The organism is Haloarcula sp. CBA1122, from assembly GCF_009741785.1.
Taxonomy (GTDB): domain Archaea; phylum Halobacteriota; class Halobacteria; order Halobacteriales; family Haloarculaceae; genus Haloarcula; species Haloarcula hispanica.
Map to the genome: position 1 here is coordinate 133,105 of NZ_WPCB01000002.1, position 20,763 is coordinate 153,867.

A 20,763-nucleotide genomic window follows, 5' to 3' on the forward strand; every position below is an offset into this window, starting at 1 on the left:
CCGTGGGTGGAGAGAACGGGTCCCGGGGAGTGATTTAGACATATAGTTGTCATTAACAGGTCGGTTCATCGTCTATCCGCTTCATCACGAGGATAGTCGGATTTCCGTCCTCGGGGAACGACGAAAGTCCGGCGCTGTCTCTGAACTTTCGCTCCGCGCTGAGTTCGGTGTTCACCGGCGGACCGAACGTCCGGACGATTTCGTAGTCTTCCTCGGCAAACAGCGCCGACATGCGTTCAGTCACATCCGGGAACACGGACGGATCCTTGAAAAAGCGGAAGTAGTGGTAACTGGAGAGCACGACGTACTCGGGCGCGTTACAGTCCAGACGTTCAAGCCCTGGCTGCCAGTTTTCTCGGGGGAAGGTGGAGTGGATTTCATATCGGTTCACAGTTGTCTCGTCTGGAAATTCTGGGAGATACACTTGCTGCGAGTACACGTCAACAGTGTCGGAGCTATCTAGGTTGGCGTGTGTCCACGCCGTGGCCTCCTGACGTGATTCGTTAATATCTGCGACACCAACGGTCGTGTGTACGCCAGAAAAGACAATGACAAGCGTTAGAAGTCCGATCCCGGCTAGACGGACCGGATGGGAGAACTGACTCAACTCCGAGCCAGCGATACCAGCGAGGACCGCGAGAATCGGGAAGAGCGGCATTACCCGAGGGAACTGTGTCATATTCCCTTGCGTGATGACGATGAAGTACGGGATGGCATAGACGAGCAACAGCCAAACCGCACTGTCGAGGGTACCCCGCAAGAGGAAGGCGATGACAAGCAGTACGGACAGTATAGAAAACAGGAATAGCATGATTCCCTGCCCTTCGGCGAGGTGTGCGAGCTGGATGAGCCACCCCGGGTCCGACCAATTGTACGCAACAGAATCGCTCGTACTTCGGTAGATATATCGAGATATCTCGTCGGCCCATGAACCCGGATGGACGAATATCGATGGCGTTGTAGTGACGTAGCTGAGTATAGTTAGCGTCGGGTACCTCCAAACCGCTTTGACGAACTCACCAACGGTCCTCGACCCGTCCCAGTGGCGTTCGATGATGACGATAGCGATCGGAAGAACGAGGAGCCCGGCCGTTGCTTTCGTTGACGCTGCCAGGCCAGCGACCAGTGCGGCAGCCAACAGCGTTCTGGTCTCTCTCGAATGAAACGCACGAACCGTTAGCAGGAACCCGAGCATGAGGAAGAACGTCATCGGGACGTCCTCAGTTGCGTAGTGGGCGGTGAGGACATACCCGACAGAAGTCGTGAGAAAAACGGACGCAAGGATTCCGGCACGGCGGTCCAGTAGTTCTCTACCGAGGTAATAGAGGACGACAACAGTCCCAACACCGAACAGGACAGATACTAGCCGACCGGCGAACAGCACGTCGTAGAAGGCTGTGAGAAGATCAGGCGACACACCCCAGCTCGGCGAGCTGCCGACGCTAGCTGCGCCCGACATGATGTCGCCGAACTGTCCGGTCACGAGCCAGTACAGCGTCACCGGGACAAAAGAGAGCGCCAGAAGGTAGAGGTGAAGGTTCCCACCCTTCCGGAAGTTATCGATGAAGGGGTTCTGCTCGTATCCCATCCTGAGAGCGAGTTCGATAGCGCCGGTTTCGTCCGGAAACGTCAGATGCGGCCGCAGTCGCCAGGTACCGAAGAACATCAACAGGAACGCAGCGAGCGCAATGATCGGGACAACCGGCTCACGTCGGACCGACTTACTGATTCTGTTCCACAGATTAGAGGGCATTTCTTCTTGATTACCCACTGACTGTAATAGTCTGTGCGATTTTACGAGAGTACCCTCTGCACATGGTTATCATAACTTGTTCTTCGTGCTGAGATTACTGAGTATTCTCCAGCCCCAGAAGACAATTACTAACAACTACCGATACAACGACTCTATATGATTTCTATCGTGGGCAGTACTGTGAATGACAACTGTTAATAAACCTGCTTGAAGAATCACAGTCACGGCATCACATAATGGCGACGACAGAGGACGTACGGGGTAACGCAAGTGAATTCACAGGTGAAGACCATGACAAGGTTCGAACCTCCGTTGTACTGCCAGCGTACAATGAAGTGGATAATGTCGAGCCACTAATCGAGGAAATCCAGTCAGTATTCCAGGACGAACCGGCATTTTCGCCATATAACATCGTTATCGTTGATGATGGTAGTACCGATGGTACTAGGAGCGTTATCCGTGACTTGGCAGAACACAATGAGAACGTTCTCGGATTATTACTGTCCCGCAACTTTGGACAAAGTGCAGCCTTGAACGCGGGTATCAAACAAGCAACTGGCGAATTTATCGTAACTCTTGATGCTGATCGACAGAACGACCCACAAGACATTCCGGACCTCCTCAATATGTTGATAAGTGGGGACAGCGAATCCGATAGCTATGATTGCGTCAGTGGCTGGCGGCGAGACCGGAACGACCCGTTGACAAAGACGATACCATCCGCGATACAGACACGGATGGCACGCTGGACCGGGCCAGATATCCACGATTTCGGTTGTACTCTGAAGGCATATCGGTCAGATGCTCTTAACGAAATAGAGTTGTATGGAGAGGGTCACCGGTATATTCCGGCAAAATTGTACAACCGGGGCTACAGAATTACAGAAATCCCAGTTAACCATCGCCCCCGGACGGAGGGCAGTTCAAAATACGGCACGAAACGACTCATAAGGGGCTTTGTTGACCTCTTGTTTCAGGTATTCTGGAACCGGTACTCAACCCGACCGGTTCACTTCCTCGGTGGGTTCGGATTGGTTTCGTTTGGGATAGGGATGCTAATCGGGATTCATGCAGTGTTCTCGAAGTACGTATTGGGTGTCCCGCTACTGCCAAATCTTCCCCGACTTGTACTAACGGTTGCACTCGTTCTATTTGGCCTTATTTTGATTATGTTCGGATTTCTGGCGGAGATGATTACAAAGTTACACTACATTGAGAGAGACCCCTACCGTGTGGAAGTAGTTATCGGCGGTGGCGCGGAAAACAAGTGACCTATAGCTGACACCCTGTATTAGTATGTCAAGAAGAAACACAGACATCCGTAGCATCCTCTCGGCTTTGCTTCGCGTTTCTATCAGTGTAATACTACTCTGGTATGTGATCAGTAGAGTCGGATTCGACACACTCATTGAACATCTCCAAACGCTTGAGCCAGTCACACTAATTATCGCTGTTGGACTAAGTGTTCTTGGTGTCGGCCTCAGCGCTTGGAAGTGGCGAGTTCTGCTTTCTGTGAAAGGTATAAAATTAACGCTCCTCACCGCTTGGGTTTATTACTACATCGGCCAGTTCTTCAATGCGTTCCTCCCATCAATTATCGGTGGAGACACTGCACGGATGTACTACCTCTATGCGGATACAAACGACGGATCCGCATCAGTTTCTTCTGTCGTGATTGAGCGGATTGCTGGCCTCTACTCGATCTTGTGTATCGTTTTGGTTGCGGTCGCATTTGGCTACGAACTAGTTCCGACTCGGATCGCAGATATGGTACTCCTCGGCTGTGCGGTCGGGATAATTACGATACCACTATTGCTATTTACTGACCTGTTACGTCCAGTCCTAGAAACAACGATTTTTGACATACAAGTGCTCGACATCGGGAACCGGGCTGAAAGATTGTACACTGCAGTGTACGAGTATCGTCAAGCCAAACGAGCAGTGGTCATTGCACTTTTACTTTCGGTCGTGTTCCGAGTCTTACTGATCGCCAGCAACTACGTCGTCGCCTTGGGGCTTGGGATTGAGATACCACTCGTGTACTTTTTTGTATTTATTCCACTAGTGGAACTCTTCCTCTTTTTGCCGATATCAATCCAAGGCTTTGGGGTGCGTGAGAGCGCGTATCTATATCTGTTCACTTCGGTGGGAGTCGGAGACGGTGTCGCGTTGACGTTCGGAGTCGTAATGCAGCTTATTCTCCGAGTAATAAACAATATTATCGGTGGCGCCGTATATGCCGTTCATACTCTCCGTTCCTGAAACTTCGAAACCTGATTCAAGAAGGGATATAATGCCCGACTGTCAATCCCAAGTAAATGAACGATATCGTGCTGATTACAGCTGATTCGGTCCGGTATGACTACATCGAAGAGATGGAGTTTCTTTCGGGATTCCCAACACAATCGGGAACGACAGTCGGCCATTACACCAGGCCGAGTCTAGCAGGCCTCCTGTCTAGTCAGTACCAGGCAACGATGAAGTCGGCTGTAGCTGGACCAACAATACCCGAAGTCATGTCGAACGCCGGGTACACGACAATCGGTCTAGCTCCGAGCCCACAACTTGACGAAGTGTTCAATTTCAATCAGGGGTTCGATAAGTACGAGAATTTCGTTGATGCAGGCAATCGCGGCAGCAACCGACGGGAGATTCTCGGGCAGTTTGATCTTCTTCGAAAAGTCTACCATCGCTTCTTTCCGCCACATGCGAAAATGTCCGATCTTCCGACTGATAAAGCGGTTGTCGAGCAAGCAATAGAGCAGTTCAACGAAGCTACTGGGCCTCGGTTCATGTGGGTGCATTTAATGGGTAGCCATCGGCCATATGGCCGTGGTGATGACGCCATTTCGAGGTCACTCGATAGGAAAGCCTTGTTTTCACCGTCCTCGCTCAAGGATTCCGAACACCAAGAGATTACATCGGCCTATAAAAATGCCCTCTCAAGAGTCGATACCGTCATTGAAGATCTTTTGATGGATCTCGATGGTGATCCGACGTTCATATTCACCTCAGATCACGGCGATGAATTCGGGGAAGAGGGGTACTACTATCATCAACCACAGCGCAGGCGAACAGCCGATAAGCTGGTCACCGTTCCCATTGTCAGCAACGATATTTCGCTTACTGGAGATCGGTGTAGTCTCCTCGACATTGGGCCGATGATCGCTACTCAAGCCGGCATAGATCCGCCCGAGGAGTGGAACGGTATCGATATTCGATCAGAATCCAGGTCGTATACGCTGACAATTGCGCCCTGGCACAATACGGCTTCACTCCGACTCGCAACCAACGACTACACCGTTACCAGCACCGATGGACGTGTATCGATGACGGAAGCAGGTACTGATACCCATGTCGAAAGGAACGAACAGGCAGAAGAGGTCCAAGAGCGACTTCAGGACCTTGGATACGTTGAGTAACGTCGTACTGTAGACCGGTCAGTGCTATCTCCAGACGTACATTCCGTAAAGGTATCCCACGCCGACACTGCTGGTGAGAAGAAACAGGAAGACCAGCTGCAGGACTGCGCCGAGCGACGGAGATTCGACGAGTCCACGGAGACGTAACGGGAGGAACCGAAACAGGAGGTCGCTGAGGAAATCGGACTCCTCGCCGGTCGATTCCGGTACAAACACCTCCATGCCGCGCTTCGAGTACCCCTGCCAGAACGCGCGGTCGACGAGCCACCCGGGGTCGGTTCGGTAGTCGAATATCTTGTGCGCGACGAGCGCGTCCGGGGTGTAGTACACTCCCTCGTCGTATTCCGTTCGCAAGCGCGCACAGAGTTCCGTCTCCCCGCCCTGGAGGTTCTTCTCGCCCTGGCGGCCGCCGATATCGTCGTCGAAGCCGCCCAGTTCAAGGAACACGTCCCGGTCGAAGGAGATGTTCGAGCCGAAGGTGTTGCGGACGACGCCGGGTTCGTCGGGGTCGCCATTCGGGCCAAAGCCACGGTGGGTGACGCCGATGAGCCAGTAGAACTCCTCGGGGAGAAAGCTCGGTTTGCCGGCGACCCACGCCGGCGTCATTCGGCCGCCGACCGCGAGGGCGTCGTGTCGTTCGTAGGCATCGACTAGCGCCGCGACCCACTCTTCATCGGCGATTGCGTCGTCGTCGATGAACGCGACTACGTCACCGGTGGCGACTTCGGCCCCGTTGTTCCGGCTCTCTAGCAGTCCGACGTTTGCATCGTTGCAGTGAGTCAGGACAGCGTCCCGGTCGCCGTAGTCAGAGTCGTACTGTTCGTACACTTCTTGGTTACCATCCGAGACCAGTACGAGTTCCACGTCGTCGTAGGTCTGGGCTAAGACACTCTCGGCCGCCGCCCGGCAGTCGTCGTACCGCTCCATCGTGTGCGTACAGAGCACGACCGAGACTCGCATGGTCGGTGGTGTGCCACCGGTGCTGTTAGGCGTTTCCATCCTGCGCTCGCACAGAGGTCAAAAGGCTTATGCGCGCCTTGGCAGTTTTTCCGTGCAATGAGTCAATCACGGGGCTATCTTGACGACAACCCCGAACTCGAGTCCGCCCTGGAGTGGGCCGAGCGCTGGTACCACGTTCCGGTCCTCCTGGTACTGCTCGGGTTCATGCTGTGGAATCGTGTCCGGAGTTGGCAGAACTTTATCGTTGACGGCGAGGTGCTCTTCAGCGGGAACGACGCCTGGTACCACTACCGTTCGACGCAGTACGTGGTCCAGAACTGGCCCTCGACGATGCCGTTCGACCCCTGGACGAATTTCCCATACGGAACCAGTAACGGGCAGTTCGGGACGCTGTTCGACCAGATCATCGCGACAGTGGCCCTGATTATCGGTCTGGGTTCACCCAGCGACCAGACGGTCGCGATGACGGTCCTGTTCGCGCCAGCCGTGTTCGGAACACTCGTTGCGATTCCGACGTACCTCATCGGACGGCGACTCGGCGGCCGCCTCGGCGGTGTAACTGCAGTTACTGTGATGGCATTCTCGACGGGGTGGCTCCTGCAACGGAGCCTCGTCGGTTTCTCCGACCACCACGTCGCTGAAGCGCTCTTTCAGGTACTCGGTGTCCTCGGAGTCATGGTGGCTGTCAGCGTCGCCGCGCGGGACAAGCCGATCTACGAGCAGTTCCTTGAGCGAGATATCGATGCATTGCGGGACACCATCAGTTGGTCCATGCTGGCCGGTGTGGCGATTGCCCTGTATCTCTGGGTTTGGCCGCCGGGTGTACTCCTTCTCGGGATTCTCGGTGTCTTCTTCCTGCTCCGGTTGTGTCTGGAGTATGTTCACGACAGCAGCCCGGAACACACGGCCATCGCGGGCGCAATCACGATGATAACTACCGCTGTAGTGAGCGCGTCTCGAATCACCGTCCTTGAAATCACAGCGACCTCTCAGTCGCTGCTACAGCCGGGACTGGCACTGGCCGTTGGCCTCGGCTGCGTGTTCATGGCATGGCTGGCCCGATTCATGGAGCAGCGCGAGTACGGCCGGTACGTGTACCCTGCGACCGTGTTCGGGATTCTCGCTATCGGGGCTGTCCTGATGGCCGTCTTGACCCCTACTCTGTGGGAATTCTTTACGCGAAACGTAATGCGGGTCATCGGATTCTCCATCAGCGAAACGGCCAGCACCGTCGGCGAAGCGGCCCCACTGCGGGACGCCGGCGTTCTGTTTAACGCACACGGCTTCGCTGTCATCGTTGCGGCGATCGGTGGCCTGTTTTTGCTCGGAAAGCAGCTCCTCTCCGACGACGCCCCCGCCGAAGAGCTACTCGTCGTCGTCTGGGCGCTGTTCATTCTGCTTGCTACGTTCACCCAGCAGCGGTTCGCGTACTATATCGCTGCGCCAATCGCAGTGCTGTCAGGGATGGTCGTCGGTCGGTTTATACTCTGGTTCGATTTCAGTGCCGACGACGGGATCGAATACTATCAGGTCATAACAATTCTCGCGGTACTCCTCGTCATCGTCGTCCCGCTGTTCGCCTTCGGTACGACGTCGCCGGTCGAGGCTGGCGAGACCGGCCCCGGCCCAAGTATCCAGGGCTGGGACGAGAGCCTGCAGTGGATGGAAGGGAACACGCCTGCGGAGGGCGCGTACGGCTCCGGTGGCGACGCGACGCTCGATTACTACGGTACGTACGAGCAACAAGAGGACTTCGACTATCAGGAAGGGCAGTACGGCGTCCTGTCGTGGTGGGACTACGGGCACTGGATTACTACCAGGGCCGAGCGCGTCCCGAATGCGAACCCCTTCCAGCAGGGAACGGACACGGCTGCCCCGTTCCTAGTTGCACAGAACGAAACGCGGGCGAACGATGTCCTCGACAGCACAGACGAGGATGACGCGAAGACGCGGTACGTGGCCGTCGACTGGCGGATGGTCGAGACGAACGGGAACGACCCCTACCGTGGCAAGTTTTTCGCTCCATCGGCATTCGTCGACGGGGTGCAGGCCAGTGACTTCTACAGTCGAATGTACGTCCAGTCTCGGGGCGGCGGTGTCCAGCAGGTGACGTTCCAGCAGCAGGCCTACTACGAGACGATGGTCACTCGGCTGTACCGGTTCCACGGCAGTGCCGCGGAGCCGCAACCGATTGTCATCGACTGGGAGAACAAGGAGACTCGCCAAGGAGGCCAGTACCGTGGTGCGCCGACCAACGAAGAGGAACCGGAGGGCCAGCGGCAGGGACAGATCGTTCGCCAGTTCCAGAGCATGGAGGAAGCCCGTCAGTACGTCGAACAGGACACGACCTCACAACTCGGTGGGTACGGTGGCGCTCCACCCGAGCGGGTTCCGGCGATGGAGCACTACCGCCTGGTTGGGTCCAGTGAGACCGAGGCGTTCCCAGACACTTCGCAGTACCGGCACTCGGCCTGGACGAAGATATTCGAGCGCGTCCCCGGTGCGACGGTCGAAGGGACTGGACCGGCGAACACGACAGTGCGGACCGCCGTGGAGATGCGTAACCCGGCCACGAACAAGACGTTCGTCTACCGCCAGCGGACCCAGACCGACCAGAACGGGAACTTCGAGATGACCGTTCCCTACTCGACTACCGGATACGACGACTGGGGGACCGACGAGGGCTACACGAACGTGAGCGTCCGTGCCGAGACTCAGTACCAGTTCACAGCAATCGGGACCAACGACGGGAACCGGACCGGCTTTACCGGCACGACCGAGGTGACCGAAGGACAGGTCATCGGCGAGGACGACTCCGCCGCAACCGTCGAACTGGAGCCGATAACGATTCAGCAGGGCGACGAGACCAGCGGTGAATCGCGCACCCCGATGACCGAGGACGCGGCTGAAGCGGGCGCATAACGGAGTCCCAGCGGTCAGTCACCGTCAGGCCGACTGTTCGGTCCAACTGAGAATTTTTACAGGATTTCGTCGACGGGCCGCGTTCTAGCAGTGGTCCATGCTCGCGAAAAAACCGACAGCAGCGGTACCGCGCTCACTCGGCTAGCGGATTGAACGTGCCGTTGATGTCCCACTCGTGGAGGCAGTGCGGGTCGCCGGACTGCTTGGTGTCGTCGTCGGTGACGATGCGCCAACTGTGTTGTTCTGGGTCCCACTCGTCGACCCGCCCACACCGCTCACACTCGCGTTTGCGTGGGGTGACGATTTCAGCCATATCTGGTGCAAGCGCGTGGGTCGTTATCAGGCTGCCGGTCCCTGACCGGGCTGTCCGAAGCGATTCGCAACCGACGCCGTGGGTGTGCTGTACCGACACTGACTCCCGGGTAGTGCAAACGATACGACGCTCAAAAGTCCGGGAGGTCGTCCGCACCGACTTCCTCCGCTTCCCAGTCGATGTACTCGTCGGCCAGCACCTCACAGACGACCTGTCCGAACTCGGTCAGTCCGGCGTTGATACCTGAGACAGTACCCCAGGAGTCGATGTCCGGGTGAATCTCCCGTTCACGCCAGTCCTCGGGCAAGCCCGGGGCATGGTAGCCGACACGGCCCGCGAAGGAGTCCCAGAAGAAATCGAACTCCTCGATGAGGCCTAGATCCGTGACGATGGCCCACTGGTCGGCATCGAGCGACGCGTCCGCGGCCCACTCCTCGAAGGCCTCCGCCCACGCGCCGTCGTCGAGGGCCGCGGCGAGCTCCTCGCGCCGGTATTCGTCGCCCTGTACTTCGGCGTCGTCGTACTCGTCGGCAGCGACGCCGGTGGACAGTTCCGGCCGTTCCGGCGTCTCGACATCCAGTGTCATAGTCGTGGTTGGCAGCGGAGCGGAATAAAGGTCGTACTGTTGGCTGTCTCTCTGACGGTCGTCGTCACTCCGAGGTGGCAATATCCATTGCGTGAGTACAGCAGACAGTATCAGCGGTTCGCTTCCCCGTCGAGGGCGCGCTGTCGCAGTCGTTCCCCGCGGTCAGTCTCGGCCGTCACGTCGGGAACGGGAACCGGGTTCCTGTCCTCGTCGACCGCGACGTACACCGAGTACGACTCCGCTGTCGACTCAGTCTCGCCGGTTCTGAGGTTCTCTCGGGCGACTCGAAGTCGAACTTTGACACTCGTTTCGCCCGTGTCGTAGACGAACGCTTCAATGAGAGCTGTGTCACCGACAGGTATCGGCCGTTTGAAGTTCACCTGGTCCATCCGCGCGGTGACGCAGGTCTCGCCGGCAAAGCGCATCGCCGACATCGCCCCGAGTTCGTCCATCCACTTCAGTACGTTCCCTCCGTGAGTCGAACCCAGGTGGTTCGAGTGGTTGGGCTGAACCATCCAGCGGTTCTCGATATAGGTTTCCAGTACCGTCGGCATGGCGCGAGGTTGGCCAGCACCTGGGTTGAGTCTGTCGGACGGGCGTCGAAAACGTGGCTATGCCGAAACGTACTGCGCTTCCCACTCTTTCCGGGCGTCGAGTTCGCGCTGGCCGCGCTTGGTCAGCGTGTAAAAGTTCGTTCGGCGGTCGCGTTCGCCCTTCTCGATAAGCGCCTTTTCGACGAGCGTGTCAAGGTTCGGATACAGTCGGCCGTGGTTGACTTCGCTCTCGTAGTAGTTTTCGAGTTCTTCCTTGATCGCTAACCCGTGGGGCTCGTCAAGGCCTGCAATGACGTACAGCAGGTCCCGCTGGAATCCAGTCAGGTCATACATCGTATATCCGATACAGTTTGACCCTGTACATATCAGTCTTTTGAATCGGCAAATCTATTGCGTATTTACAAACCCCGACACCGTCCAGTAGTTACCACGGCATCTGTGGCTGTATTAACACGAGAGTCGGTAATAGCTTCGCCGCGTAACGGGAACATACAATGCCGCAAACATGATTTCGACCGCCGTTTCTCGGCAGTCACCCGGACCCGACAAGGGTAAAGGAAACGAATGTGTAACGCGGGTGATGACCGAACACGCGGAGTCGGCGGCAGACGAGTTCCCGGACCCGTCAGGAGCGGGACGCGTCGATGTCGTCGGAACCGCCCACGTCTCCGAGCACAGCGTCAAGGAAGTGGAATCAGCGATCGAAGAATCCGAGCCCGATATCGTCGCCGTCGAACTCGACGAGGGCCGGTATCGCCAGATCAAGGGTGAAACGCCTGACGATCTCGATGCGAGCGATCTTCTTCGCGGGAACACCGTCTTTCAGTTCCTCGCGTACTGGATGCTGTCGTACATCCAGACCAGACTGGGCGACCGGTTCGACATCGAGCCGGGTGCGGACATGAAGGCGGGTATCGACACCGCCGAACGGCTCGGTCTGGGCGTCGCACTCGTCGACCGAGACATTCAGACGACCGTCCAGCGGTTCTGGGCGCGGCTGACGGCCGTCGAGAAACTCAAGCTCGTCGGCAGCCTCGCAGCCGAGATGGGGCCGCCGTTGACCGTCGGGCTGACCATCGGTGCCGTCTTCGGCGGGCTGTTTGCGGTCGTCGCCGGGGCCTTCGGTGGCCCGTTCATCGTTCCGAGCGGTGCCCTTTCGGTTTTGCCGGGTGGTCTTGGCGGGACGGCCGAGGGCCTGCTCGACACGCTGTTGCTCATCTGTGTCGTCGCGGCCGGCATCGGGATTCCCATCGCCGCCCTGTTGGTCCGGTTCCGCGGTGAGGCCGACGTCGAGGAGTTCGACATGGAGAAACTGACCGACACTGATGTCGTCAGCGCGATGATGGAGGAGTTCCGTCAGTTCTCCCCCGGCGGCGCGGAGGCGCTCATCGACGAACGCGACGCGTTCATCGCCCATCGGCTCATCGCCCTCCGTGAGGCCGGTTATCACGTCCTCGCCGTTGTCGGAGCCGGCCACCGCGAGGGGATTCAGGGCTATCTCGACGACCCGGAGACGCTCCCACCGATGGAGTCGCTCACTGGAACCGAAGGCGGTCGTCGCTTTTCACTGTACAAGCTCGTCGGCTACGGCTTCGGCGTCGTCTTCCTCGTCTTCTTCGGCCTGCTCATCCTCGGTGGCGCGAGCCAGGCGGTGCTGCTAGAGCTGTTCGTCGCGCTGGTCGCCGTCAACGCCGTACTGGCCGGCGGACTGGCGAAGGTGGCCGGCGCACACTGGTCGAGTGCGGCCGCCGCCGGCGCGTTCGGCTGGCTGACGAGCCTGTTTCCGCTGCTTGCCGCCGGCTGGTTCGCGGGCTACGTCGAACTGCGATACATCTCCGTCAACATCAGCGATATCGCGACGCTCAACGAGATACTCAACGACCAGGAGTCGCCGGTAATGGACCTCGTCAGCCAGATGCGCGACGTGCCGCTGTTCCGGCTGATCCTCGTCGTCGCGCTGACGAACGTCGGCAGCGCAATCGCCTCATACGTCGTCTTCCCGGTGTTGATCCCGTATATCTCGTCGGACATCGGCGGGATGCAGGGCGTCTCGCGCCTGCTCTGGCAGGGCGTCCGCGAAGGGACGCAGATTCTCGTGGGGGTCCTCTGATGGCGGGTCGCCGACAGCGAACCGCTGGAGGCCGGACCGTCGGCGGCCTCAGTTTCAGCCAGCGCGAACTCCGGGACCTCCTCGTCGCCTGGCTCGCGCTCGGACTGGCGTTTACGTTCTTCCTCGAACGGGAGTTCCGCCGCATCGTCTTCGGCCAGTTCGGCGGGCTGTCGACGGCCGAAATCGCCAGCACGTTCGCCGTCAGCCTGCTGACCGTCGGCGTCGGCTTCCTGTTGCACGAACTGGCCCACAAGGTCGTCGCCGTCCGCTTCGGTCAGATCGCCGCGTTCAAGGCCGACTACCGGATGCTCGGGTTCGCAGTCCTGGGCGGCCTCGTCGGCTTCCTGTTCGCCGCGCCGGGCGCGGTCGTTCATCGTGGCCGTCTCACGGCGAAGCAACACGGCCTCATCGCCGTCGCCGGACCGGTAACGAACCTCGCGCTCGCCGTCGTGTTCCTCGTGCCGTTCGTCGCGGCGCTCCTGTCGAGTACGGGCGGCTTCCTCTGGGAGGTCGCGCGGATGGGCCTGCAGATCAATCTCCTGCTCGCCGGCTTCAACATGCTGCCGTTCGGTCCGCTCGACGGCCGAACGGTCCGGGAATGGAGCACACCGGTGTTTCTCGCCGTGGCGGTTCCGTCGATTCTGCTCGGAGTCGGCGCGCTGTTCGTTCTCTGAGCGGGCGCAACGCTCCGCCGGAACGACGCTCTTTTGCCCGCGCCACGCACGCTCTCGGGTATGACCGACGGTGAACCCGAGACCGACGACACGGACGAGGAAGACGCGGATGGGCTGACCTACGCGGAGACGGGCGTGGATATCGACGCCAGCGAGGCGGCAACGAAGGCGCTTATCGGCGCGGCCGGCGAGTTCGAGGGCGACTACGCGGGGCTCGTCGACATCGGCGACCAGTACCTCGCGCTCGCGACGGACGGGGTCGGCACCAAGCTCCTCGTCGCCGAGGCCGTCGACGACTACTCGACTATCGGTATCGACTGCATCGCGATGAACGCCAACGACCTCATCGCGACCGGCGTCGAGCCGGTGGCGTTCGTCGACTACCTCGCAGTCGAGACGCCGGACGAGGAGACGAGCGAGGACATCGGCGCGGGGCTCCGGACGGGGGCCGAGCGGGCCGGCGTGGCGCTCGTGGGCGGCGAAACTGCCGTGATGCCGGACGTCATCAAGGGGCTGGACATCGCCGGCACCTGCGCCGGACTGGCACCGAAAGACGCCGTCTTCCCCGGCGAGGCCGAACCCGGCGACGCCATCGTCGGCTGGCCGTCCTCCGGCATCCACTCCAACGGCCTCACGCTCGCACGCGAGGCGGTCACGCAGGACCACGAGTACACCGACCCGTTCCCGCCGAACCCCGACAGAACCATCGCCGAGGAACTGTTGACGCCGACACGGATTTACAGTGAGGTACTGGAGCCGCTCCGAGCCAACGAGACGCACGCGGCCGCCCACGTCACTGGCGGCGGCTGGACGAACCTCACGCGGATGGGGAGTCACCGGTACGAGATCACGGACCCCTTCGAGGCCCAGCCCGTCTTCGAGTTCGTTCAGGCGGAAGGCGAGGTAACCGACGAAGAGATGCACCGGACGTTCAATATGGGTACTGGGTTCGTCGCCGCAGTCCCCGAAGCTGACGCCGACGAGATCGTCGAGAAAAGCGAGGACGCTCGCGTGATTGGGACGGTAGCTGACGGAGACGAGGCGGTCGCGATTCACGGGCTCGAACTCACCGACTGAGCGGTTCGAAGAGCTGACAGAAACCGATCAGGCGGACAAGATGTCTTTGCCGGCGGTCTCCTCCGCGATCCGTATCTGGAGTGCCTGCCGGATGTGGTATCTGGCCGCTTCGCTTTCAGCGTTCTCGAGGGCCTTTTCGAGTTCGGCATACAGTGGGTCGCTGGGATTGGGCATGTCGATACGTCTCTCATTGGTGAGAATAGACATATACCCCTGACACCGTTTTCGGTTTTAAGCCCCTCCTACGGGCATTACGGAGTCACTATCGCGGTTCGCGCATCTGAGAATCGGAGTTAGCTGACCGTACGCGCGATGTCCGCTTCGGTTATGACACCGATAGTTTCCCCGCCTTCGACGACCATCACGGCGGCATTGTGGTTCAGGTAAGCATCGACTTCGTCGATGGGTGCGTCGGGCTCGACGGTCGCGATAGATTCGTTCATCACTTCAGCCACCGGAAGGTCGCCGACGTTCTCTTCGGGCCGCTGGCGGATGTCGGAGTTCCCGATGAGTCCCTGCGGTGCCCCGTCACGGATGACGGGGACTTGCGAGTACCCTTTCTCGTCCATCAGGTCCTTCGTCTGGTGGACGGAATCGTCGGGTGCGACGCCAACAACGGGAGAGTTCATCAGGTCGCGGGCCTTGATGATACCGCCTTCGGCCTCTTCGAGGGCGGTCACAATCCGCCGGAGTGTCGACAGCCGCGGGTCCACGTCGCCACCTTCGATACGAGCGATAAGGGGCTGAGAGACGTCAGCCCGTTCCGCCAGTTCGCTCTGAGTTAGCCCGAGTTCGTTGCGGCGCTCCCGCAGGTCCTGTGGCGTCGGTAAGTCCATATCCGCTAATTACCAGAGGTAATATAAAAAGCCCACGGCTACTGCGGCGGGCGAATCAAGTGGAGCGCCGATTATGCTTCGGCTTCGGCTTCGTCCTCGTCGGCTTCGGTCTCGAAGACCTCGACGACTTTCAGCGGGACGTCCCGGAGTGCGCCACCGATCTCGCTCTTGGCGATCCGCTGGGCGTGTTCGGGGGATTCGGCGTTGAACACGTCCATTTCGAGCACCAGTCCGACAAGCGCCGTGTCGGCCGCGATAAACGCCGAGTCGAACGGTTCGCCACAGGCCGGGCAGCCGGTCGCGCCGACCTCGACCTCGACGTAGTCCATCTCGGCCTCGTTGAGCCGCTTCCCCGCTTCACTCACTGCGACACCGATAGCGTCGTCGATGTCGTCTACGTCACGAACCAGCCAGGCTGCTTCCATCGCCACGAGGTAGTTCATACACTAGCTCTCGTGGCCCGACTATTCGATAGTTTTGATTCGCTTCTGTTGCGCACGTCACCATTACTATCTCTATAACTTATGTGAACCAGCCCTCTGACTCACGTTCCCATTATGTCTGATCGGGGAGTCGTTCGGGTAGTCGTCCGTTTTCTCAGGCATTTCAGCAAACCGCAAGACAGCGGGCCAGTAGTTCTTCACAATCGATAGTCCGCAACTGAAATCCGGCGACAAGACTTATATACCAGACTCACTCTGGAACGACCGAGGAAGATGGTAGCTCGACTGTACACCGCAACGCTGTTCGCACTGTATCAACTCACCCTGCTGCTGGGCATCATGCTGCTGCCGGTGGCGATGCTCACGGAGCAGTTCGGTCTCCGACTGCCGATGGACCGGGCCGTGTCGGGACTCAACGAGGCCTACGACCAGGCGAGCGCGTAACGCGGGCAGCCGATAGCCGCCTGGCCGGACGGTGGCGGTCAGGCCCCACTAGGAAAAGAGGTTTTATCAGCGCCCGACTAGTATCGCACAGTAATGCGAGATATGACTCCGGGGTCGGAGCTTTCTGGACCCCAGGCTGCTGACGAGTTCCAGAGCGACCCGTACGCGCCCGAAGTCGGCGAGCTCCCCGAACAGTCCGCACAGGATTCGGAGAAGGTGAACAAGACCGGGACGACCACCATCGGCATCAGCACGTCCGAGGGCGTCGTCATCGCGACTGACATGCGCGCCTCGCTCGGTGGTCGCTTCGTCTCGAACAAGAACGTCCAGAAGGTCGAGCAGATTCACCCCACGGCGGCGCTGACCCTCGTCGGGAGCGTCGGCGGCGCACAGTCGTTCATCCGGACGCTTCGCGCCGAGGTCAACCTCTACGAAGCACGACGCGGCGAGGACATCAGCATGAAGGCCCTCTCGACGCTGGCCGGCAACTTCGCCCGGGGCGGCCCCTTCTTCGCCATCAACCCTATCCTCGGTGGCGTCGACGACGACGGCCACCACGTCTACTCCATCGACCCGGCCGGCGGCGTCATGAAGGACGACTACACCGTCACCGGCTCCGGGCTCACCGTCGCGTACGGGACCCTCGAAGACCGCTACGAGGAAGACATGACCAACGAAGAGGCCAAGGAAGTCGCTGCCGCCTCGATTAACGCCGCCGCCGAGCGTGACACCGGGTCCGGCAACGGCATCTTCCTGGCTGATGTCACGAGCGAGGGTGTCGACATCAACGGCTACGACTTCGACGAACTGCTGTAGCGACAAGCGTTACACGGGCTGTTTCCCGGATATCGGACCCGTTTTTTATGCCGAGACTGGCTTCCGTAAGAGCGCGCTCGAACCCCTGGTACGGGCAACTGTGGCCCGAGGTACCGCCGTCTGAAAAGAGCGTGTGCATATCTCGAATCAAGCGACCTTGATTCGACAGGCATACGTAACATGCCTGAATTGTGTTCTCCAATGATGTCTTCCGATATCGTCGTTCAGATGGCGTCTCGTTTCGGATTCCGGAAACCTCTCGATTACGCTTACGGCAGCTATCGGTCTCTCTCTTACCGCCTCGCCGGGGACACGTACGCGGTCACGGTCGGTGATGTCAGCACAGAGTTTCTGATACCAACCTACAACGAGTTTACTGACCTCTGGAAAATAGACGAACGGCCGGTACTCGCCGATCTACTGGGGGAACTCCGGCCCGACGACGTGTTCTACGATATCGGGGCCAATATCGGCCTGTACGCCTGTCTGGCATCGCAGGTGACCGACAACCCGGTCATCGCGTTCGAACCACATCCCGACAACGCCGAGCGTTTGCGACAGAACATGCAGCACAACCGCGCCGATATCTCCCTGTTCGAACACGCGCTGGTTGATGAAGACGGTAAGGCCGAACTCTCCATTACGCTCGAAAAAGTCGGTTCAGCCGGGCACTCGCTGGTGACGACAGCCAAAGAGCACGGGACAATCACAATTAGCAAGCGACACGGCGACGAGTTCATCGCCGACAACCAACTGCCGGCACCGACTGCCATCAAAGTCGACGTCGAAGGGACGGAGGGCGCTGTGCTCAATGGTCTCTCGGCGACACTCAACCAGCCGTCGTGTCGCCTCGTCTACTGTGAGGTCCACGAAGACCGGCTTCAGGCCAGCGGCCACTCCGTGGCTGGTATCCGGAGCCAGCTGGAGGGACATGGCTTTGCTGTGACTGAACGGGTCGTCCGCGACGGCAAGGGCGACACATTCCTCATCGGGAAGAAGTGAGGTCCGAACGAGAGAATTATACGGTCGGCTTCCGCATCGCCGGTATGGAACTGTTCGGGACCGCGGGCATCCGCGGTGATGTCGTATCGAAGGTGACGCCGGACCTTGCACTGCGAGTTGGACAGGCGACTGGGCAGGACGGCGAGACGTTCGTGCTGGGGTACGACGGTCGTGTGACCTCGCCAGCGCTCGCTGATGCGATGGCCGCGGGACTGCAAAGCGCCGGCGCGCGAGTCGTCAGAGTCGGCCGCGTGCCGACGCCGGCACTGGCGTATGCCTCACAGGGCCGCCACGGCGTGATGATTACCGCGAGCCACAACCCGCCGACGGACAACGGCATCAAGGTGTTCGCCGACGGCACCGAGTACGGCGACGACGACGAAACGCGCATCGAAGGGCGAATCGAGGACGGTTCGACGCCGACTGCCTGGCGCGACTGGGGCGACACAGAATCGGTCGACTACCTCGACGAGTACCGAGGTGCTGTCGCCGACTACGCCGAGTCGCTCGGCGGCGACCCGTCGGGGCTGACAGTCGCCGTCGACTGCGGGAACGGCATGGCCAGCGTGGCGACGCCGCAGGTCCTCCGGGAACTGGGTGCCGACGTGCTGGCGACGGAGGCGAACGTCGACGGTACCTTCCCTGGCCGCGAGAGCAAGCCGACGCCGGAGACGCTGGCCGACTTCCGCGAGTTCGTCGCCGAATCCGACGCTGACTTCGGGTTCGGCCACGACGGCGACGCCGACCGAATCGTCGTCGTCGACGCCGACGGCGATGTCATCCACGAGGACACGATACTCGCGATGCTCGCCGAGCACTATACGCGTGCCGCTGACGTTTCGGACCCGGTGGTCGTGACGACGCCCAACGCCTCCGGGCGTATCGACGAGCGTGTCGAGGCCGCCGGCGGCCGCGTCGAGCGCATCCACCTCGGTTCGCTCCACGTCGGCATCGCCGACGTTCGTGCGAATGCGACCGACGAAACCGAAGTCGTCTTCGCCGCCGAACCCTGGAAGCACATTCACACCGCCTTCGGCGGCTGGATCGACGGCGTCGCCAGCGCGGCCGTGCTGACGCGCCTGTTCGCCGAGGAGAGCGTCGCCGACAGGCGGGCCGTCATCTCCGAGCGGCCCTACGAGAAGGTCAGCGTCGAGTGCCCTGACGACGCCAAGGCCGAGACGATGGCCCGACTCGAATCTAGCCTCCCCGAGACGTTCCCCGAGGCCGACGTCTCCACGGAGTACGGCGTCCGGCTCTCCTTCGACGACGGGTCGTGGACCCTCGTTCGCCCGAGCGGCACCGAGCCGTACGTCCGCGTCTACGCCGAGAGCGACGACATCGACGCGCTGGTCTCGGAAACCACACAGGCGGTCCGTGACGCTGTTGACGCTGTCAGTGCAGCCGACGCCTGAACCCGAAGCAGGCACGCCCGCCCGCTTCCGAGACCGATAGAATTTCTACACGGCCCTTCGACGCCCAGTGCATGGAGGACCTCCTCGACGCAGCGAGAGACGCCATCGATGAGGCGTACGCACCGTACTCTGAGTACACCGTCGGTGCGGCGCTCGAAACGAGCGACGGCAGCGTCTACACCGGCTGTAACATCGAGAACGCCAACTACAGCAACAGCCTGCACGCCGAAGAAGTAGCCATCGGCGCGGCTGTCAGCGACGGCCACCAGTCATTCGAACGCGTCGCCGTCACCTCTGGCAAGCGCGACGGCGTCACTCCCTGTGGGATGTGCCGACAGACGTTCAGCGAGTTCTGTGACGAGTCGTTCGAGATCATCACCGACGGCGACGAGCCGACGGTGTACGAGCTCGGGGAGCTCCTGCCGACAACAATCACCAGCGACCATCTCGACAAATGACAAGCGATAGTGAAGACCCGAACGACGACGTACAGTACCATCTGGAAGTGAGCGAGGCCGACGTGGCCGACAGCGTCCTGCTGCCGGGGAACCCGGAGCGCGTCGAAAAGGTCGTCGACTACTGGGACGACCACGACATCGTCGCCGAGCACCGCGAGTACCGCACGGCAACGGGCACTCACGACGGCACGCCCATCTCTGTGACCTCGACGGGTATCGGCGGCCCGTCGGCCGCAATCGCGCTCGAAGAACTGGCCCGCGTCGGCGCTGACTCCTTTATTCGGGTTGGATCCTGTGGCGCAATTCAGGAGGAAGCCAGTATCGGCGACCTCGTCATCACGACTGGCGCAGTACGGCAGGAGGGGACCAGCAAGGAGTACGTCCGCGAGGACTATCCCGCCAGCGCCGACCATCGGATCGTTTCGGCACTCGTCGCCGCCGCCGAGGAACTCGGCTACGACTACCACCTCGGCGTCACCTGCTCGACGGATAGTTTCTACGCCGGGCAGTCACGCCCGGGGTTCGAGGACTTCGAGGCCAGCGGCAGCGACGAACGCATCGCGGCGCTTCAAGAGGCCGGCGTCCTCAACTTCGAGATGGAGGCCGCGACGATTCTCACGCTCGCGAACCTGTACGGCCTGCGGGCCGGCGCTGTCTGTACGGTGTACGCCAACCGCGTCACCGGCGAGTTCCGAACCGAAGGCGAGCGCAAGGCAGCGAAATGCGCCAGCCTCGCCGTCTCCTATCTCGCCGAGATGGACGCGGCCGTCGAGGAGGCCGACGCCGACGGGTGGCACGCCGGCCTCTCTATCGACCGCTAGTCCGATTTCTAACCGCTGCTAGCCGCCAGCAGGTGCTGTTGCAGTAGCAGAGCGGTAGCGGCGGCGGGCGCTGTGCAGTCGCAACGCGGTAGAAACAGCATACCGCGCGCCATCGGCGCGCGGTTTCACTTCTCGCGACCAGCGGGAGCGAGACGGTCGT

General features: G+C 60.2%; 22 protein-coding genes. 13 read left to right on the forward strand and 9 right to left on the reverse strand.

Annotation, left to right across the window (positions count from 1 at the left end; genetic code table 11):
* Nucleotides 1-52: 52 nt before the first annotated feature.
* Nucleotides 53-1,753: a glycosyltransferase family 39 protein gene (locus GJ630_RS01600; RefSeq protein ID WP_023843212.1), complete on the reverse strand. Its 1,701-nt coding sequence runs from the start codon at nucleotides 1,751-1,753 to the stop codon at nucleotides 53-55.
* A gap of 236 nt (nucleotides 1,754-1,989) precedes the next feature.
* Here GJ630_RS01600 and GJ630_RS01605 point away from each other — a divergent pair, with 236 nt between their 5' ends.
* From GJ630_RS01605 to GJ630_RS01615, 3 genes are read left to right on the forward strand one after another with little or no spacing between them, the layout of a single operon-like run.
* On the forward strand, nucleotides 1,990-3,024 hold the full coding sequence (locus GJ630_RS01605; RefSeq protein ID WP_014040085.1) for a glycosyltransferase family 2 protein: 1,035 nt from the start codon (nucleotides 1,990-1,992) through the stop codon (nucleotides 3,022-3,024).
* A 25-nt stretch (nucleotides 3,025-3,049) separates the two neighbouring features.
* Nucleotides 3,050-4,015: a lysylphosphatidylglycerol synthase transmembrane domain-containing protein gene (locus tag GJ630_RS01610; RefSeq protein ID WP_064287912.1), complete on the forward strand. Its 966-nt coding sequence runs from the start codon at nucleotides 3,050-3,052 to the stop codon at nucleotides 4,013-4,015.
* 56 nt (nucleotides 4,016-4,071) lie between these two features.
* Complete coding sequence (locus GJ630_RS01615; RefSeq protein ID WP_064287911.1) at nucleotides 4,072-5,175, forward strand: sulfatase-like hydrolase/transferase; 1,104 nt, start codon at nucleotides 4,072-4,074, stop codon at nucleotides 5,173-5,175.
* A gap of 24 nt (nucleotides 5,176-5,199) precedes the next feature.
* On the opposite strand, the gene aglG is transcribed toward GJ630_RS01615, so the two are convergent.
* Entirely contained in the window at nucleotides 5,200-6,135 is a 936-nt protein-coding gene (gene aglG, locus GJ630_RS01620) for a glucosyl-dolichyl phosphate glucuronosyltransferase (RefSeq protein WP_191449283.1), read from the reverse strand.
* Nucleotides 6,136-6,231: 96 nt separating this feature from the next.
* Here aglG and GJ630_RS01625 point away from each other — a divergent pair, with 96 nt between their 5' ends.
* Nucleotides 6,232-9,057, forward strand: coding sequence for an oligosaccharyl transferase, archaeosortase A system-associated (locus GJ630_RS01625; protein WP_050037857.1), 2,826 nt, complete (start codon nucleotides 6,232-6,234; stop codon nucleotides 9,055-9,057).
* Nucleotides 9,058-9,190: 133 nt separating this feature from the next.
* Here the strand turns inward: GJ630_RS01625 and GJ630_RS01630 are convergent, their stop codons facing one another.
* From GJ630_RS01630 to GJ630_RS01645, 4 genes are all read right to left on the reverse strand, one after another.
* Nucleotides 9,191-9,370 (reverse strand): HEWD family protein, encoded by a 180-nt coding sequence (locus tag GJ630_RS01630; RefSeq protein WP_014040080.1) that lies wholly within the window; start codon nucleotides 9,368-9,370, stop codon nucleotides 9,191-9,193.
* A 130-nt stretch (nucleotides 9,371-9,500) separates the two neighbouring features.
* Complete coding sequence (locus GJ630_RS01635; RefSeq protein WP_014040079.1) at nucleotides 9,501-9,956, reverse strand: hypothetical protein; 456 nt, start codon at nucleotides 9,954-9,956, stop codon at nucleotides 9,501-9,503.
* 110 nt (nucleotides 9,957-10,066) lie between these two features.
* A complete protein-coding gene (locus GJ630_RS01640; RefSeq protein WP_008309716.1) occupies nucleotides 10,067-10,510 on the reverse strand; it encodes an acyl-CoA thioesterase in 444 nt (147 codons plus the stop codon).
* A 57-nt stretch (nucleotides 10,511-10,567) separates the two neighbouring features.
* Nucleotides 10,568-10,843: a PadR family transcriptional regulator gene (locus GJ630_RS01645; protein ID WP_004515723.1), complete on the reverse strand. Its 276-nt coding sequence runs from the start codon at nucleotides 10,841-10,843 to the stop codon at nucleotides 10,568-10,570.
* Between the two features lie 247 nt (nucleotides 10,844-11,090).
* Between GJ630_RS01645 and GJ630_RS01650 the strand changes: the two genes are divergently transcribed.
* The 3 genes from GJ630_RS01650 to purM are packed head-to-tail and all read left to right on the forward strand — an operon-like array spanning nucleotide 11,091 to nucleotide 14,371.
* Entirely contained in the window at nucleotides 11,091-12,620 is a 1,530-nt protein-coding gene (locus GJ630_RS01650; RefSeq protein ID WP_050007622.1) for a TraB/GumN family protein, read from the forward strand.
* The gene (locus tag GJ630_RS01655; protein ID WP_014040076.1) at nucleotides 12,620-13,294 is read left to right on the forward strand and encodes a site-2 protease family protein; all 675 of its coding nucleotides are present in this window, start codon (nucleotides 12,620-12,622) and stop codon (nucleotides 13,292-13,294) included. The genes GJ630_RS01650 and GJ630_RS01655 overlap by 1 nt, the downstream gene beginning before the upstream one ends.
* Before the next feature lie 60 nt (nucleotides 13,295-13,354).
* Entirely contained in the window at nucleotides 13,355-14,371 is a 1,017-nt protein-coding gene (gene purM, locus GJ630_RS01660) for a phosphoribosylformylglycinamidine cyclo-ligase (RefSeq protein ID WP_064287906.1), read from the forward strand.
* Between the two features lie 27 nt (nucleotides 14,372-14,398).
* Here the strand turns inward: purM and GJ630_RS01665 are convergent, their stop codons facing one another.
* The 3 genes from GJ630_RS01665 to GJ630_RS01675 form a co-directional block, all read right to left on the reverse strand.
* Complete coding sequence (locus GJ630_RS01665) at nucleotides 14,399-14,578, reverse strand: hypothetical protein (protein ID WP_014040074.1); 180 nt, start codon at nucleotides 14,576-14,578, stop codon at nucleotides 14,399-14,401.
* A gap of 86 nt (nucleotides 14,579-14,664) precedes the next feature.
* Complete coding sequence (locus GJ630_RS01670) at nucleotides 14,665-15,207, reverse strand: CBS domain-containing protein (RefSeq protein ID WP_004515718.1); 543 nt, start codon at nucleotides 15,205-15,207, stop codon at nucleotides 14,665-14,667.
* A gap of 71 nt (nucleotides 15,208-15,278) precedes the next feature.
* Nucleotides 15,279-15,650 (reverse strand): DUF555 domain-containing protein, encoded by a 372-nt coding sequence (locus tag GJ630_RS01675; protein WP_004515717.1) that lies wholly within the window; start codon nucleotides 15,648-15,650, stop codon nucleotides 15,279-15,281.
* Nucleotides 15,651-15,923: 273 nt separating this feature from the next.
* On the opposite strand from GJ630_RS01675, the gene GJ630_RS19410 reads away from it, so the two are divergent.
* The 6 genes from GJ630_RS19410 (at nucleotide 15,924) to GJ630_RS01700 (ending at nucleotide 20,603) form a co-directional block, all read left to right on the forward strand.
* On the forward strand, nucleotides 15,924-16,094 hold the full coding sequence (locus GJ630_RS19410) for a hypothetical protein (RefSeq protein ID WP_004593118.1): 171 nt from the start codon (nucleotides 15,924-15,926) through the stop codon (nucleotides 16,092-16,094).
* Between the two features lie 93 nt (nucleotides 16,095-16,187).
* Nucleotides 16,188-16,910 (forward strand): archaeal proteasome endopeptidase complex subunit beta, encoded by a 723-nt coding sequence (psmB, locus tag GJ630_RS01680; protein WP_191449284.1) that lies wholly within the window; start codon nucleotides 16,188-16,190, stop codon nucleotides 16,908-16,910.
* Between the two features lie 201 nt (nucleotides 16,911-17,111).
* Complete coding sequence (locus GJ630_RS01685; protein ID WP_050037852.1) at nucleotides 17,112-17,912, forward strand: FkbM family methyltransferase; 801 nt, start codon at nucleotides 17,112-17,114, stop codon at nucleotides 17,910-17,912.
* Between the two features lie 44 nt (nucleotides 17,913-17,956).
* Complete coding sequence (locus GJ630_RS01690) at nucleotides 17,957-19,324, forward strand: phosphopentomutase/phosphoglucosamine mutase (protein ID WP_191449285.1); 1,368 nt, start codon at nucleotides 17,957-17,959, stop codon at nucleotides 19,322-19,324.
* A gap of 71 nt (nucleotides 19,325-19,395) precedes the next feature.
* Nucleotides 19,396-19,782, forward strand: coding sequence for a cytidine deaminase (gene cdd, locus GJ630_RS01695; RefSeq protein ID WP_004593122.1), 387 nt, complete (start codon nucleotides 19,396-19,398; stop codon nucleotides 19,780-19,782).
* The gene (locus GJ630_RS01700) at nucleotides 19,779-20,603 is read left to right on the forward strand and encodes a nucleoside phosphorylase (protein ID WP_014040070.1); all 825 of its coding nucleotides are present in this window, start codon (nucleotides 19,779-19,781) and stop codon (nucleotides 20,601-20,603) included. The genes cdd and GJ630_RS01700 overlap by 4 nt, the downstream gene beginning before the upstream one ends.
* The last annotated feature ends 160 nt before the right edge of the window (nucleotides 20,604-20,763 follow it).